At 72.4% G+C, this 15,604-nt stretch carries 15 protein-coding genes and 1 riboswitch; of the genes, 10 read left to right on the top strand and 5 right to left on the bottom strand.

What is annotated here, in order from left to right; translation table 11 throughout:
- The first annotated feature begins 52 nt into the window (after positions 1-52).
- The 8 genes from sodN to ACFV4F_RS23335 all read left to right on the top strand — a co-directional run bounded on the left by sodN (position 53) and on the right by ACFV4F_RS23335 (position 6,361).
- The gene (gene sodN, locus ACFV4F_RS23370) at positions 53-448 is read left to right on the top strand and encodes a superoxide dismutase, Ni (protein WP_238865337.1); all 396 of its coding nucleotides are present in this window, start codon (positions 53-55) and stop codon (positions 446-448) included.
- A 112-nt stretch (positions 449-560) separates the two neighbouring features.
- Positions 561-699: riboswitch (cobalamin riboswitch) on the top strand.
- 95 nt (positions 700-794) lie between these two features.
- Complete coding sequence (locus ACFV4F_RS23365; protein ID WP_380505148.1) at positions 795-1,853, top strand: FecCD family ABC transporter permease; 1,059 nt, start codon at positions 795-797, stop codon at positions 1,851-1,853.
- Positions 1,853-2,617: an ABC transporter ATP-binding protein gene (locus ACFV4F_RS23360; RefSeq protein WP_380505134.1), complete on the top strand. Its 765-nt coding sequence runs from the start codon at positions 1,853-1,855 to the stop codon at positions 2,615-2,617. Before ACFV4F_RS23365 ends, ACFV4F_RS23360 begins: the two co-directional genes overlap by 1 nt.
- A gap of 38 nt (positions 2,618-2,655) precedes the next feature.
- Positions 2,656-3,651: an ABC transporter substrate-binding protein gene (locus tag ACFV4F_RS23355; protein WP_380505131.1), complete on the top strand. Its 996-nt coding sequence runs from the start codon at positions 2,656-2,658 to the stop codon at positions 3,649-3,651.
- A 78-nt stretch (positions 3,652-3,729) separates the two neighbouring features.
- Positions 3,730-4,113, top strand: a complete 384-nt coding sequence (locus tag ACFV4F_RS23350; protein WP_380438552.1) for a nuclear transport factor 2 family protein — start codon at positions 3,730-3,732, stop codon at positions 4,111-4,113.
- A gap of 10 nt (positions 4,114-4,123) precedes the next feature.
- Positions 4,124-4,600, top strand: a complete 477-nt coding sequence (locus tag ACFV4F_RS23345) for a GNAT family N-acetyltransferase (RefSeq protein WP_380505128.1) — start codon at positions 4,124-4,126, stop codon at positions 4,598-4,600.
- Between the two features lie 185 nt (positions 4,601-4,785).
- A complete protein-coding gene (locus tag ACFV4F_RS23340; RefSeq protein WP_380438548.1) occupies positions 4,786-5,196 on the top strand; it encodes an anti-sigma regulatory factor in 411 nt (136 codons plus the stop codon).
- Between the two features lie 172 nt (positions 5,197-5,368).
- Entirely contained in the window at positions 5,369-6,361 is a 993-nt protein-coding gene (locus ACFV4F_RS23335; protein WP_380438546.1) for a SigB/SigF/SigG family RNA polymerase sigma factor, read from the top strand.
- Between the two features lie 170 nt (positions 6,362-6,531).
- Here ACFV4F_RS23335 and ACFV4F_RS23330 read toward each other — a convergent pair whose 3' ends face one another.
- Positions 6,532-6,975 (bottom strand): hypothetical protein, encoded by a 444-nt coding sequence (locus tag ACFV4F_RS23330; RefSeq protein WP_380505125.1) that lies wholly within the window; start codon positions 6,973-6,975, stop codon positions 6,532-6,534.
- A gap of 50 nt (positions 6,976-7,025) precedes the next feature.
- Between ACFV4F_RS23330 and ACFV4F_RS23325 the strand changes: the two genes are divergently transcribed.
- Together ACFV4F_RS23325 and ACFV4F_RS23320 are read left to right on the top strand one after the other, a co-directional pair.
- Positions 7,026-7,997: a diacylglycerol/lipid kinase family protein gene (locus ACFV4F_RS23325; RefSeq protein WP_380438542.1), complete on the top strand. Its 972-nt coding sequence runs from the start codon at positions 7,026-7,028 to the stop codon at positions 7,995-7,997.
- Positions 7,998-8,367: 370 nt separating this feature from the next.
- Positions 8,368-8,619 (top strand): WhiB family transcriptional regulator, encoded by a 252-nt coding sequence (locus tag ACFV4F_RS23320; RefSeq protein WP_014138019.1) that lies wholly within the window; start codon positions 8,368-8,370, stop codon positions 8,617-8,619.
- Between the two features lie 444 nt (positions 8,620-9,063).
- Here the strand turns inward: ACFV4F_RS23320 and ACFV4F_RS23315 are convergent, their stop codons facing one another.
- From ACFV4F_RS23315 to ACFV4F_RS23300, 4 genes are all read right to left on the bottom strand, one after another.
- Complete coding sequence (locus ACFV4F_RS23315) at positions 9,064-10,584, bottom strand: sensor histidine kinase (protein ID WP_380438540.1); 1,521 nt, start codon at positions 10,582-10,584, stop codon at positions 9,064-9,066.
- A gap of 441 nt (positions 10,585-11,025) precedes the next feature.
- Positions 11,026-12,084 (bottom strand): SIS domain-containing protein, encoded by a 1,059-nt coding sequence (locus tag ACFV4F_RS23310; protein WP_380438538.1) that lies wholly within the window; start codon positions 12,082-12,084, stop codon positions 11,026-11,028.
- A gap of 168 nt (positions 12,085-12,252) precedes the next feature.
- Positions 12,253-13,563 (bottom strand): extracellular solute-binding protein, encoded by a 1,311-nt coding sequence (locus ACFV4F_RS23305; protein WP_380505122.1) that lies wholly within the window; start codon positions 13,561-13,563, stop codon positions 12,253-12,255.
- Between the two features lie 484 nt (positions 13,564-14,047).
- Positions 14,048-15,601, bottom strand: a complete 1,554-nt coding sequence (locus ACFV4F_RS23300) for a glycoside hydrolase family 3 protein (protein WP_380438534.1) — start codon at positions 15,599-15,601, stop codon at positions 14,048-14,050.
- Between the last annotated feature and the right edge of the window lie 3 nt (positions 15,602-15,604).

Raw genomic sequence — 15,604 nt, 5'->3', positions numbered from 1 at the left:
AGGCCGGAAGGGTAGTCTCGGGCGCGGGAAGACGATCTAAGGAAGGACTCCCATGTTCTCTCGTCTGTTTGCACCGCGCGCCACCGCCCACGCCCACTGCGACCTGCCCTGCGGTGTGTACGACCCGGCGCAGGCCCGGATCGAGGCCGAGTCGGTCAAGGCCACCCAGGAGAAGTACCAGGCCAACGAGGACCCGCACTTCCGCGCCCGCGCCATCATCATCAAGGAGCAGCGCGCCGAGGCCGTCAAGCACCACATCTCGGTGCTGTGGAGCGACTACTTCAAGGCCCCGCACTTCGAGAAGTACCCGCAGCTGCACCAGCTGATCAACGACACCCTGAAGGCCGCCTCGGCCACCAAGGCGTCCACGGACCCGGCCACCGGCCAGGCCCTGCTGGACCTGATCGCCGAGGTCGACAAGATCTTCTGGGAGACCAAGCAGGCCTGAGCCTGACGCGTCGCCACGTCGAGAGCCCCCGCCCGGACCACCGGGCGGGGGCTTTCGCGCGTCCGGGCCGTGCGTTCACGTCCGTTCATCTCCGTACACATACCTGTAAGGACTGCATTACCGTATTGGCTGTTATGCTGCCAAGGCGTCCGAGGGAGAAGTCCGGTGTGAATCCGGCGCTGACCCGCAACGGTGAGCACGCCCCCGGGGCCGTGCCAGCCCGATCGCCCCCGGCCGCTGAACTCCCGACAACTCGCCGAGGACTGCGAGGGGATGGCGCCCGGGCCCGCACCCGGCCGGCGCCGGCCCCGGCACACCCACGGCCCGAGGCAAGGCGCCCGAACAGATCGTGAGAAGGCCACCGGACTCCCGCCGCATACCCGCCGCGCCCCTCGCCGTCGGCCTGGCCACCGCCCTGCTGCTCTCCCTCGTGTGCGGCGTGGCCCTCGGCTCCGCCGGACTCGGCTGGACGCGCGTCCTGCGGCTGCTCGGCGCCGGACTGACGAGCGGTCGGCTGGAGGCCGAGGAGGCCGCCGCGTACGCGATCGTCTGGGAGATCCGGCTGCCGCGCACCGTCCTGGCCGCCGTGGTCGGCGCCGGGCTCGCCGCCACCGGGGTCGCCGTGCAGGCCCTCGTGCGCAACGCCCTCGCCGACCCGTTCGTCCTCGGCGTCTCCTCCGGCGCCGCCGTCGGCGCCAACGCCGTCCTGCTACTCGGCGCCTTCGCCTCGCTCGGCGTGTGGGCGATCTCCGCCTCCGCGTTCGGCTCCGCGCTGATCGCCATGGTGCTGGTGTACCTGGCCGCGCGCACCGCCTTCGGACTCACCCCACTGCGCCTCGTGCTCACCGGCACCGCCCTCTCGTACGGCTTCTCCGCGCTGACGGCGCTCATGGTCTTCGCCGCCGCCCGCGGCGAGGCCGCCCGCGACGCCATGATGTGGCTGCTCGGCAGCCTCGGCGGCGCGACCTGGGGCTCGGTGCCGATCGCCGCCGCCACCGTGCTGGCCGGACTCGCCCACCTCGCTTGCGCCGCGGGGCGGCTGGACGCGCTGGCCATGGGCGACGAGACCGCCGCCTCGCTCGGCGTCGACCCCGACCGGCTGCGCCGCGAGCTGTTCGTGGTGACCGCCGCCGTCACCGGCACGGTCGTCGCCGTCAGCGGGGCGATCGGATTCGTCGGGCTGATGGTCCCGCACCTCGCGCGGATGCTGGTCGGCGCCGGGCACCGCCGGGTGCTGCTGGTCGCGCCGCTCGCCGGGGCGCTGCTGCTGGTCTGGGTGGACATCGTCTCGCGCACCCTGCTCGCCCCGGCCGAACTGCCCGTCGGGGTGGTCACCGCGGTGCTCGGGGTGCCCTGTTTCCTGCTGCTGATGCGTCGTCGCGGCCACGCGCTCGGAGGCCGCTGATGGACCTCGCCCTCGACTCCGTCTCGGTGGAGCTGGCCGGCACCCAGCTCGTCCACGACATCGCCCTGAAGGCCTCCGCCGGGCAGGTGGTGGGGCTCGTCGGGCCCAACGGCAGCGGGAAGTCGACGCTGCTGCGCTGCGTCTACCGGGCCCTGCGGCCCGCCGCCGGGGCCGTCCTGGTGGGCGGCGACGACCTGCACGCGCTCGCCCCGCGCGAGGCCGCCCGGCGGGTGGCCGCGCTGCCGCAGGAGCACTCCGCCGAGTTCGACTTCACGGTGGCCGAGGTGGTCGCCATGGGCCGGCTGCCGCACCGGCGGGGCTTCGGCGGACCGTCGGACGGCGACCTCGGGCGCTGCGCGGAGGCGCTGCGCCGGGTCGGCGCCGGGCACCTCGCCGAGCGCGGCTTCCTGGGCCTGTCGGGCGGCGAGAAGCAGCGCGTGCTGATCGCCCGCGCGCTCGTCCAGGAGCCGCGCCTGCTGGTGCTGGACGAGCCCACCAACCACCTCGACATCGGGCACCAGCTGGAGGTCCTGGCGCTCGTCCGCGCGGCCGGGCCGACGGTGCTCACCGCGCTGCACGACCTCAACCTGGCGGCCGGGCACTGCGACCTGCTGTACGTCCTGCGGGCCGGGCGGATCGTCGCCTCCGGGCCACCCGCCGAGGTGCTCGAACCCGGCTTGCTGGCCGAGGTGTTCGGCGTCCGGGCCACCCCCGTGCGGCACCCGGGGACCGGGGCCGTCCACCTGCTCTTCGACCGGCTCTGACCGACCGTCACCCCTTTCATCGACCCCGAGGAACCCCCTTGCGCACCAAGGCCGTTGCCGCCACCGCCCTGCTCGCCCTGGGACTCACCGCCTGCGGCGCCGAGATCGCCCCGGGCGGCGGGGCCACCGCCGCGTCCGCCCACTACCCGGTGACCGTCGACAACTGCGGCACGAAGCTCACCTTCCCGCAGAAGCCCGCCCGCACGGTCACCTACGACGTCGGCATCACCGAGCTGATGCTCTCCCTCGGCCTCGCCGACCGGATGGCCGGCTACGTGATGCCCGACGACAAGGGCCGGATCGACCAGGTGGCCTGGAAGGACGGCTACCAGCGGACCGCGTGGCTCTCCAAGGCGCAGATCACCAAGGAGATCGTGCTCGATGCCAAGTCCGACCTCGTCCTGGCCGGCTGGCACTACGGCTACGACGAGGGCCGCGGCTTCACCCCGGAGGCGCTCAAGGCCGTCGGCGTCGGCTCGTACGTGCTCACCGAGTCCTGCCGCAGCGGCAAGGGCACCGAGCGCGGTGTGATGTCCCCGCTGGACGCGCTCTACACCGACCTGGCCAACCTCGGCGAGATCTTCGACGTCAAGGACCGGTCCGACAAGCTGATCGCCGACTTCAAGGCGCAGGTCGCCGCCGTCCCGCAGCCCGAGCGCCGGCCGTCCGTCTTCCTGTACGACAGCGGGCAGGACAAGCCGTACACCGCCGGGAAGTTCGCCGCGGCCGACGAGATCATCACGAAGGCCGGCGGGCGCAACGTGATGGGCGACGTCGCCGACTCCTGGATCACCACCGGGTGGGAGAGCGTCGTCCGGCGCGACCCCGAGGTGATCGTCATCAACAACTACGGCCACACCGGCGCGGACGCCAAGCGGGCGTTCCTGAAGTCCTTCCCGCCGCTGGCCGGGGTCTCCGCGATCAGGAACGACCGGATCTTCGTCCTGGACTACGCCGACCTCGTCGAGAGCCCGCGCAACCCGGCCGCGATCACCGCGCTCGCCGCGTACCTGCGCGGCGGGCAGGGCGGCTGACCGGCCCCGCCCCGGCCCCTCCGGCCGGGCGTACGCTCGGAGTACGAACCGACGGACCCCGACCGGAGGAGCGACATCATGACCGCCATGGCGGCGCCGACGGCCTTCGACCCCCGCGCCCTGCGCGAGGGCATCGAACGCAGCGACGCCGGGATCCTGCTCACGCTGTACGCCGAGGACGCGGAACTGCGCGTCGTCGACCACCGGACCCAGCCCAGCCACCCCCTGGTGATGCACGGGCGGGACGAGATCGGGGCCATGCTGAGCGACGTCTACGGGCGCGAGATGACCCACACGCTGGAACAGGTGGTCGTCCAGGGCGACCACGTCGCCTTCATGGAGTCCTGCCGCTACCCCGACGGCGTGCGGGTCCTGATGACCTCCATGGCCGACCTGCGGGACGGACGGATTGTCGACCAGACCTCCGTCCAGGCCTGGGACGAGACCGGTCCCGGCCAGTAGGCTCGGCCGCATGATCCGCACCGCCCTCCCCACCGACGTCCCCGTCATCCGCGCCATGATCCGCGAACTGGCGGAGTACGAGAAGGCCCCGCACGAGGCGGTGGCCACCGACGAACAGCTGCACGACGCGCTGTTCGGCCCCGCACCGGCGCTGTTCGGCCTGATCGCCGAGGACGACGCCACCGGCGAACCGGTGGGCTTCGCGGTCTGGTTCCTCAACTTCTCCACGTGGCGCGGCACCCACGGGATCTACCTGGAGGACCTGTACGTCCGCCCGGAGTCCCGCGGCGGCGGCCACGGCAAGGCGCTGCTGCTGGAGCTGGCCCGGATCGCGGTGGAGCGCGGCTACTCGCGGGTGGAGTGGTCGGTGCTCGACTGGAACGAGCCCTCGATCGACTTCTACAAGGCGCTCGGCGCGGTGGCGATGGACGAGTGGACCGTGTACCGGCTCACCGGCGACGCCCTCACCGCCGCCGGGAGCCGCTGAGAAAGCGCTGAGAATGCGCTGATCAGCTGCCCCGAACCCCTGCCACCCTGCGTCGCGATGCCTTACCATGAGTAACTCTCGCACCGGTATCGCGGCAGACCCCCCGGAGGGGGTACAAACGGGGTGCGAACAGGGGTACCACCAGAGGTACCAAGCAAGCACAGCGCGTCACCCAGGAGGCAAGGGTGTCCCAGATCGACAGCGATCTCGGAGTTCAGGACTTCGTGGAGGTCCGGCTGCCCGCGGCGGGGGCCTACCTCTCCGTGTTGCGCACCGCGACGGCCGGGCTGGCCGCCCGGCTCGACTTCACGCTGGACGAGATCGAGGACCTGCGGATCGCGGTGGACGAGGCCTGCGCCATCCTGCTCCAGCAGGCGGTGCCCGGTTCCGTCCTCTCCTGCGAGTTCCGCCTGGTCGGCGACTCGCTCAAGGTGACCGTCGCCGCACCGACCACCGACGGCAAGGCACCCGAGCGGGACACCTTCGCCTGGACGGTCCTCTCCGCCCTGGCCGGCGAGGTGGACTCCTCGGTGGGCGAGGACAAGACCGTCTCGATCAGCCTGCACAAGAAGCGCGGCGGTTCCGCCGCCCACTAGCCGGCCTCGCCGGCAGCGCCGCCGGCAGCACCGCGCGCAAGGGCCGTCGGCCGGCACCCCTACCCGGGGCCGGCCCGGCGGCGCCCGGTACCGCCCACCACGCGGTACGACCACAGAGACGAATCCGGGGCCGACGGCCCCGGTGCTCCCGGAACGGAACGGGGGAATGGCCGTGAGTGATCTGGACCGTACCGGCCTCGCGACGGCGGGCCCTGCCGTACCGACCCAGGCGAGCGTTCCCGGCCTCGCCGCCAACGACGAAGCGCACCCGAAGGACGCCCACCGGATGAGCCAGCCGACCGAGCCGACGTCTGAGCCGACGCCCGCCTCCCCGACCCCGCCCGAGCCGGCGGACGGGGCCGCGGACCTGCACGGCGCCGTGCCCGCCCAGGGCTCGCACCGCACCGGGGCACCCGACCGGGAGGCCGCCCGGGCGCTGTTCGTGCGGCTGTCCGCGCTGCCCGAGGGCTCCCCGGAGCGCGTCGAGCTGCGCAACCAGCTGGTGCGCATGCACATCCCGCTGGTCGAACACCTGGCCCGGCGCTTCCGCAATCGCGGCGAGCCGCTGGACGACCTGACCCAGGTCGCCACCATCGGGCTGATCAAGTCGGTGGACCGCTTCGACCACGAGCGCGGGGTCGAGTTCTCGACCTACGCGACGCCGACCATCGTCGGCGAGATCAAGCGCCACTTCCGCGACAAGGGCTGGGCGGTCCGGGTGCCGCGCCGGCTCCAGGAGCTGCGGCTGTCGCTCACCACGGCGACCAGCGAGCTCTCCCAGCGGCACGGCCGCTCCCCCACGGTGCACGAACTGGCCGAGCACCTGGGCATCTCGGAGGAGGACGTCCTGGAGGGCCTGGAGTCCGCCAACGCGTACTCCACGCTGTCGCTGGACGTCCCGGACAGCGACGACGAGTCGCCGGCCGTGGCGGACACCCTGGGCGCCACCGACGAGGCCCTGGAGGGCGTCGAGTACCGCGAGTCGCTCAAGCCGCTGCTCGCCCAACTGCCGCCCAGGGAACAGAAGATCCTGGTGCTGCGGTTCTTCCGCAACATGACCCAGTCGCAGATCGCCGCCGAGGTGGGGATCTCCCAGATGCACGTGTCCCGGCTGCTGGCCCGCACGCTGGCCCAGCTCCGGGAGAAGCTCCTGGTCGAGGAGTAGAACGGCCGGCCGCGGGGGGGGGGGGCCGGCGGCCGCCGGGGCGGGGGCGCGCGCCCCCCGCGGGGGGGGGGCCCGCCCCCCGCCCCCCCCGGGGGCGTTCCCGTCGCGGGGGCCGCCCCCCCCGCGCCCCGCCCGCCCCCCCCCCCCCCCCGTCCGGCGGTCCTGCGCGCTCAGCCCTCGTGGTCGGCGTACAGGACCGCCGTCGTCTTCGGGCTCAGCAGCGCGACGATGCCCGCGAGCCCGAGCAGGCCGACCAGCACGCCGACGCCGATCATCGCGCCGCCGCTCTTCACCATGTAGTAGGCGACCGGCAGGCAGATCGAGTTGGTCAGCACCGCCGGACTGCGGCCCCAGCGGCGCCCCTTGAGCAGGGCCAGGGCCGCCAGCACCGGCAGCACGCCGAGCAGCACGATGACCGCGCCGCCGAACTCGTTCAGGGCGAGCTGCTTGGCCTGGCCGGACAGCGCGGACACCATGTCCGAGACGCCGACGACGGCCAGCGCGGCGCCCTCCAGGGCGGTGATGGCGGCACCGGCGGTCAGGGCGACCGGGCGGGCCCGGCCGGCCGCGGGCGCGGACGCCGGGGGTACGGGGGCGGAGGATTCTGCGGTCACTCCAGCAGGGTAGCCGCCGGTTGGTCCGTACCGACCCGTAGGCTTTCCCCATGCGCGCTCTCCTGGTCGTGAACCAAAAGGCCACCACCACCAGTGGCCGCACCAGGGACGTACTGATCCACGCCCTGCGCAGCGACCTCAAGCTGGAGGTGGCGGAGACCGCCTACCGCGGCCACGCGCGCGACCTGGCCCGCGAGGCCGCGGAGGACGGCACGGTCGACCTGGTGGTGGCACTGGGCGGCGACGGAACCGTCAACGAGGTGGTGAACGGGCTGCTGTCGCACGGCCCGGGCGAGAAGGTCCCGCGACTGGCCGTGGTGCCGGGCGGTTCGACCAACGTGTTCGCCCGCGCGCTGGGCCTGCCCAACGATCCGGTGGAGGCCACCGGGGCGCTGCTGAACGCGTTGGAGCACGGGCGCGAGCGCCCGATCGGCCTGGGCAAGGCGATGACCGGCGGACTGCCGGACCGCTGGTTCACCTTCACCGCCGGCCTCGGCTTCGACGCCGGGGTGGTCGGCCGGGTCGAGGAGCAGCGCAGGGCCGGGCGCAAGTCCACCCACGCCCTCTACATCGGCCAGGCGGTCCGGCACTACATCACCCAGCGTGAGCAGCGCCGTTCCGGCCCGGTGGCCCTTCGCCTGCCGGGCCACGAGGCCGTTCCGGGCCTGGTGCTGGCGATAGTCAGCAACACGTCGCCGTGGACGTTCCTGGGCAACCGCCCGGTCTACCCCTCGCCGCTCGCCTCCTTCGACACGGATCTCGACGTCTTCGGCATCACCCGGATGACCGCGTTCGGTACTGCTCGAACGGTCCGTCAGATCCTGCGGTCGTACGCGCCTTCGAGCGACGGCGCCCCGTCGGCCGGGCCCTCCGGGAAGCACGTCGTCTCCTATCACGACGTCAGACACTTCACCTTGGTTTCAGAGGAACCAGTGCCGTTTCAGGTCGACGGGGACCATCTTGGAGACAGGAGTCGCGTCAGTTTCACAGGCGTACGGCGGGCACTGCGTGTGATTGTGTGACCGGAAGTGGGGTTCGCCCTTCTTCTCGAACGCACAAGCCCCCTTCACTCCATAGAAGTACTGGCTGTGAGCTAGGCGACACCGAAGAATCAAAAATTCCTCCCCGAAGGGGGTTGTATCCGAGCCCGAGGTTTGCGAACCTCTACATGGCGATCGGGACACATCGCAGCGACGGCAACCTCAGCACCTGACGGAGGCCGACCGCGGGGCGTCCCTCGAATCGCCGAATCCCTCCCCAGCACAGACCACCCGGGCCCGGCGGGCCTTTGGTCTCTTTTGCTGTTGCGGGATTCGTGAAAGCGTTCACATTCACAAGCCATCGATTATGCCGATCAGGGCCACCCCCGTCGGCAGGAGGAGTTGGACGACCATGGACTGGCGCCACCGCGCTGTCTGCCGCGAAGAGGACCCGGAGCTGTTCTTCCCGATCGGGAACACCGGTCCTGCTCTGCTGCAGATCGAGGAAGCCAAGGCCGTGTGCCGCCGCTGTCCGGTCATGGAGCAGTGTCTGCAGTGGGCTCTTGAGACCGGCCAGGACGCCGGCGTCTGGGGCGGCATGAGCGAGGACGAGCGTCGCGCGATGAAGCGTCGTGCCGCCCGCAACCGCGCCCGCACCGCCTGATCACACGCCGTAGTACCAGCAGTGACCGCAGTACCGATCAACACATGATCAAAGGCTTCCCTGCAGTTCCTGGTGAAGCCTTCCGCACAAAGGACCTTGCTCGGCAAAGTCCTGCGACACCGGTCCGTCCAGCCACTTGATACTGTTCACTTAGAGCAATATTGTGGAGCTGAGGCGCTCACCGTGTGCAACGCACCGAGCGGTGTCGCATCACCCAGAGCCCCCGTTCCGGCCGACTCCCCCCGACGGCCGGAACGGGTTGAGAGGCCCTGTCGACCCACCCCCCCCCCGGTCGACAGGGCCTCGTTTCTGTTTCCGCGCCCGGTTGCCGGCTGCCACCGGGGCGCGCGGAGTGCGCACCCGGCGCTTCGGCCGGGCGCACGCCCCGACGCGCACCACAACGCATCGACCCATCGGGTCGGCGGATCAGGTCGGCGGATCGGGTCAGCGCACCGGGATCTCCAGGATCACCTTGGTGCCGCCGTTCGGCCCGGCCACCATGTCGAAAGTGCCGCCCAGCTCGCCGGTGGCGAGCGTGCGCACGATCTGCAGGCCGAGGTTGCCCGCCGTCTGGGGGTCGAAGCCCTCGGGCACGCCCCGGCCGTCGTCCTGCACGGTGATCAGCAGGTACTCCTCCGGCCGGGCGCCGCCGTTCCAGCTGTCCGACCAGCCCATGCCGGTGGCCGGAGCCCGGCCGCGCAGCGCGCTGACCTCCAGGTGGCCGGAGGCGCTCGGACCGAAGGCGTGCTCCAGCGCGTTCTGCAGCAGTTCGGTCAGCACCATCGACAGCGGGGTGGCCACCTCGGCGGACAGGATGCCGAAGCTGCCGGTGCGGCGGGTCTCCACCCGGCCGTCCTGGGACAGCTCCATCACCATCGCGAGCACCCGGTCGGCGATCTCGTCGAAGGCCACCTGCTCGTCGAGCGCCTGGGAGAGCGTCTCGTGCACGATCGCGATCGAGCCGACCCGGCGCACCGCCTCGTCCAGCGCGGCCCGGCCGGCCTCCGACTCCATCCGGCGCGACTGCAGCCGCAGCAGGGCCGCGACGGTCTGCAGGTTGTTCTTCACCCGGTGGTGGATCTCCCGGATGGTCGCGTCCTTGGTCATCAGCTCGCGGTCGCGGCGCCGCAGTTCGGTGACGTCGCGGCAGAGCACGAGCGAACCGGTCAGCGTCCCCTTGGGCTTGAGCGGGATCGCCCGCAGGGTCACCACTCCCCCCTGCACCTCGATCTCGGTCTGCCGCGGCGCCCACCCGCTCGCCAGCTTCACCAGCGCCTCGTGCACGGCCGCGCGCGACGGCGGGACGAGGTCGGCGGTGGCGCGGCCGAGGTGGCTGCCGACCAGGTCGGTGGTGAGGCCGAGGCGGTGGTAGGCCGAGAGCGCGTTGGGGCTCGCGTAGGTGACGATGCCGTCCGCGTCGAGGCGGATCAGGCCGTCGCCGACGCGCGGGGCGGCGTCCATGTCGACCTGCTCGACGCCCGGATACGGGAAGCTGCCGGCGGCGATCATCTGGGCGAGGTCGGAGGCGCTCTGCAGGTAGGTGAGCTCCAGCCGGCTGGGGGTGCGGACGGTCAGCAGGTTGGTGTTGCGGGCGATCACGCCGAGGACCTTGCCCTCGCGCCGCACCGGGATGGACTCGACCCGGACGGGCACCTCCTCGCGCCACTCCGGGTCGCCCTCGCGCACGATCCGGCCCTCGTCGAACGCGGCGTCCAGCAGCGGGCGGCGGCCCCGCGGGACGAGGTGGCCGACCATGTCGTCCTGGTAGGAGGTCGGGCCGGTGTTGGGCCGCATCTGGGCCACCGAGACGTACCGGATGCCGTCCCAGGTGGGGATCCACAGCACGAGGTCGGCGAAGGAGAGGTCCGACAGCAGCTGCCACTCCGAGACCAGGTTGTGGAGCCAGTCCACGTCGGCCCCGGTCAGGGTGGTGTGGCGACGGACGAGTTCGTTCAGCGAGGGCACATGGCGAGGGTATCGCCGCCGGTCGGGCGGGGGCGCGGCGGACCGGGGAGTGGACCGGCCGGCCCCGCGCCGGCCCCGCGCCGACCCCGGGGAGTTGTTTAGACCAATGTGCCGAGCGGCCTGGACAACCGAGATTGGTCTAGTCCACAATGGAAGGGCACCAAGGAGAGGCCCACCGCGCAACTGCCCTGACCGCGCGCGGCCGCTCCTCGGTCGGACGCCACCGAGCGAGGACCCCGCACAGTTCTCGGTCGACTCCGGTGCCCGACGACAGCTCCGGGCTGCGGTGCCGCATGGGTTGAGGGTCCCGTGTCGGCGCCGTGGCCCGTAGTGCTTTCCGGGTGCGGTGCCCCGGGAACCCCGACCATGTCCCGCCGCTCAAAGAACCGGCCCCCCGTCCACAGGCTGTGGACGGGGGGCCGGTTCTGCTGTCGCCGGGCGTCAGTGCGTCTCGGTGACCTTGGCCAGCGCGCGCGGGGCGTCCGGGTCCTGGCCGCGAGCGATGGTGACCTCGTAGGCCAGCAGCTGCAGCGGCAGGATCTCCAGGATCGGCTGCACCTCCTCGGGCACGCCGGCCGGCAGCGCGAAGCCCGCCGAGGCGGCGTCCACCTGCGCCTGCTGGCCGACGACGACCAGGTCCGCGCCGCGGCCGCGCAGGCGGTCCAGCACCGGCTGCAGGGCCTCGCCGCCCTTGCCGTCCGGGACGATCGCGATGACCGGCGAGACGTTGTCCACCATGGCCAGCGGGCCGTGCAGGAGGTCGGCGCCGGAGAACGGGGAGGCCGGGATGTAGGTGGTCTCCATGAGCTTCAGCGCCGCCTCGCGGGCGGTCGGGTAGCCGTAGCCGCGCGAGGTGATGACCAGGCGCTGGGCGAAGCGGTAGCGCTCGGCCAGGGCCTTCACCTCGGCCTGGCGGGCCAGGACGCCGGCGGCCAGCGCCGGCAGCTCCTTGGCGGCCGAGCCGTCGCCCCCGCGCAGGCCCTCGACCAGCAGGTACAGCGCCAGCAGCTCGGCGGTGTAGGTCTTGGTCGCGGGCAGCGCCTTCTCCGGGCCGGCCAGCACGTCGATGTGGAACTCGGAGACCTCGGCCAGCGGCGAGGCGGCGTTGTTGGTGACGGCGAGCGTGATCGCGCCGGCCTCGCGGGCGGCCTTGGTGGAGGCCACCAGGTCCGGCGAGCCGCCGGACTGGCTGACCGTGATCACCAGGCAGTCGGTGAGGTCCGGCGTGGCGCCGTAGGCGGTGGTGGTGGACATCGAGGTCAGGCCGGCCGGCTTGCCGAGCAGGATCTCGATCAGGTACTTGGCGTACAGCGCCGCGTTGTCGGACGTGCCGCGCGCGGTCAGCAGGACGAAGCGCGGGTTGCGGGCGGCGATCTCGGCCGCGACCTCGCGGATCTTCGGGGCGCCCTCGTCGAGGATGCGCTGGAGGACGGCCGGCTGCTCGGCCATCTCCGCCGCCATGATCCGGCCGGGGACGGAAACAGTCTGCGTGTCGGACATCTGGATGTGCCTCCGATGAGTGGTTCGACCCCGCTCGGGCCTGACTGCCCGGCGGGGACCTCTACGGCGGCGAGTCCGCACACTCGCTGCGGTGATTCCTGCCGCAATCCTACGGGGGCGGCGGCCCGCCTGCTCGCCCCGGTCCCGGGCCGGCGGGCGGCCGACGCCTCAGGACGGGTTGTTGATCAGCTGGTCGATCGCCGCGTCGGCGTCCTTGGTGGCCTGGTCCACCGACTTGCCCTTGAGGATCGCGGTCAGCATGTCCGGGATGATCTTCTGCTTCTCGACCGCGCCCCAGCCGGGGGCCAGCGGGGTGAACCAGGCGTCCGGCACCGCGTTGGCCGCGGCGGCGGTGTTGGGCCGGCTCTTGAGCGGGTTCAGCTGGGTGAGGTTGTTCGGCAGGATGTCCTTGTCGGCGAGCGCCTGCTGCGACTTGGTACCGGTGAACATCCGGATCCAGTCGGCGGCCAGCGCGACCTGCGGGGACTTCGCGGTCACGGCGAGGTCCGAGCCGCCGATGAAGGTGGGCAGCGGCTTGCCGTCCGGGCCGGGCATGGTGGCCACCTTGACGGCGTCCTTGAGGGTCGGGTCGCCGGTGCCCGGCGCGATGACGCTGGCCGCCTCGTAGCCGTTGCCGTAGAAGGCCGCGGTGCGCCCGCGGGCCATCGACTCGTACTGGTTCTGCTCGTTGGCCGAGAGGTCGCCCTTGTTGTACTTGCGGACCAGGTCGGCGAAGTGGGCGATGCCCTGCTGGGACTTGGCGTCGTGCAGGGTGCCGTGCCAGTTGCCCGAGCTGTCGAACTTGGCGATGCTGCCGCCGGCCGCGGCCACGTAGCTCATCGCCGCGTACCAGTACGGGCCCGGCAGGTAGAGCGGGGAGTAGTTCCGGTCCGCCTTGTTCTTGTCGGCGATCCTGTCGAGCGCGGCCGTCAGGTCGGTCTCGGTCTTCGGGAAGTCGGCGCTGCCGGTGGCCTGCTGGAAGGCGGTCGCGTTGTAGACGGCGACCCGGGCGCCGGCGTAGTAGGGCACGCACCAGAGCTTGTCCTGGTAGGTGCAGGTGTTGGCGAGCGCCTTGATCCAGCTGTCGGAGTTGTCGAAGCTGGTCCGGTCGACCGGGGACAGCGCGCCGGACAGCACGTACTTCATCGTCTCGGTGTTGCCGAGCTCGACCACGTCGGGTGCGGTGCCGTCGGCGATCGCCTTGTCGAGCTTGCCGACCTTGTCCGCCCAGCCCTGGTAGGCGAGCCGCAGGGTGACCTTCGGGTACTTCGCCGCGAAGTCGTCGTTGACCCGCTGCACCAGGTCGGGCCAGTTCTTCTGGGCGTCGTCCATCAGCCAGACGGTGACGGTGCCGGTCGCGTTCTTCGGGTCGGCGGCGGAGCTGCCGGCGTCCCCCGCCGGTCCGCCGGCCGAGGAACAGGCCGTCAGACCGACCGCCAGGGCCGTGATCCCGAACGTCGACACGAGCTGACGCTTCATTACGCCATCCTCCGAGGGTGCTAGAGCCGTTGGTGCCCGCCGGCAGCGTGATGGCGCCCGCAGCGGAGGGTCCGGGCAGGGGCGTAGAGCTTCGGGGAGGGCCGATACCACGTCCGGCGAGGTCGAATCTCGAACCGGATGGAGTGGACTCTGGCCTAGACCAATGGTGGTGTCAACGGCCAAATGCCTTTCCCGCCACGGCCGTTGCAGAGCTGTTGTACCGCGAAGCATTCCCGTGGCGATCAGTCGCGCCCTCGTCACCCTAAGTAGAACTTAAGCTGGATTTAAGGCTCTCTTGAGGGAACACGGTCATGTGCGCGCCGTCGCCGGTCGGCGCCCGGAAGCCACAGCGCCGGGAGAACGGAGAACACGGCGCCGGGAAGACACGTCGCCGAGAAACGGAGCGGGCCCGCCATGCGGCATGCGCATGACGGGCCCGTCGGCCGACGTCCCCCGGCCCGGCCGGTGACGTCCCCGCGAAGGTTCAGCCGATCGCTCCCGGCTGGCCGGTGAGCACCTCGACGGCGGCCAGCCCGCAGACCCGGGCGGCGCCGTGGGTGGCGATGTGCAGCGCGCCGACCGGCTCGGACTGGGGCAGGCCCATCTCGACCACGGCGGCGTCCGGACGGGCCGCCACGAGGCGGCCGAGCACGGCCGACATCCAGGCGTGCCGGTGCGCGTCGCGCACCACCAGCACCATGCGGCGGCCCTCCGCGCCGGCCACCAGCTCGGCGACCAGCGCGTCCAGCAGCTCCGGAGCGGCCTCGGCCGCCGACACCTCGCGGGTGCGGGTGCCGGGGAAGCGGTCCGCCAGCATGCCGGCCACGCCCCACGGGGTGACGTCGCCGACGGCGATGTTCGGCTCGTCCGAGAACGAGGCGACGAACGGGCGCTCGGTCACCGGCCGTGCCTCGCGGCCCGGCGCCCGCACCACCCGCAGCGCCCGGCGGGCGGCCCGCAGGCCCACCGCCAGGTCCGGCTCCGGCCGCTCGCCCTGGGCCGAGATCCGGCCCCAGCTGCCGAGCGCCCGCACCCGGGCGGCCGCGTCCGCGAGCCGCTCCTCGGCGAGGCGCCCGGCCCGCACGCCCGCCACGATGGCGTCGCGCAGCATCAGCACGGTCTCCTCGTCGGCGAGGCCGCCGCCGACGCAGATCGCGTCCGCGCCGGCCGCCAGGGCCAGCACCGTGCCCTCGCCCATGCCGAAGGTGTCGGCGATGGCGCCCATCTCGATCGCGTCGCTGACGATCAGGCCCTGGTAGCCGAGGCCGCCGTCGGCCGGGGCCGCGCGGAGCAGGTCGCGCAGGACGGTCGGGCTGAGCGTGGCCGGCAGCTTCGGGTCCAGCGCCGGGATCATGATGTGGGCCGTCATGACGGCCTTCGTGCCGGCCGCGATGGCCGCCTGGAACGGGATCAGGTCCCGGGCCCGCAGCACGTCCAGGTCGACGTCGATGACCGGCAGGCCGTGGTGCGAGTCGACGGCGGTGTCGCCGTGGCCGGGGAAGTGCTTGGAGCAGGCGGCCACGCCGGCCGACTGCAGGCCCTCCACCCAGGCGGCGGTGTGCCGGGCGCACAGCTCCGGGTCGGCGCCGAAGGAGCGCACACCGATGACCGGGTTGCGCGGGTTGGAGTTGACGTCCGCGGTGGGCGCCCAGTTGTAGTTGACGCCGGCCGCGGCCAGCGCCCGGCCGAGCTCCCGGGCGACGTCCCGGGTCAGCGCCGGGTCGTCGATCGCGCCGAGGGCGAGGTTGCCGGGCCAGGACGAGCCGGAGCCCGCCTCCAGCCGGGTGACGTCCCCGCTCTCCTCGTCGATGGCGATCAGGAGGTCGGGGTTCTCCGCCCGCAGCGCCCGGGTGAGGGCGGACAACTGGTCGAGGTCGACCACGTTGCGGTCGAACAGGGCGACCGAGCCGAGCCCGGCGGCGAGGTGGCGGCGCAGCCACTCCGGCGGCTCGGTGCCGACGAAGCCGGGCTGCAGGACGGTCAGCGCGTCGCGGTGCAGCTGGTCGCTGTCGGCGACGGTGGGGACGAGGATGCTCACGGT

Origin of the sequence: Kitasatospora sp. NPDC059722 (genome assembly GCF_042733235.1) — a bacterium.
Classification (GTDB): Bacteria; Actinomycetota; Actinomycetes; order Streptomycetales; family Streptomycetaceae; genus Kitasatospora.
This window is presented reverse-complemented; position numbering and strand designations above follow the sequence as displayed.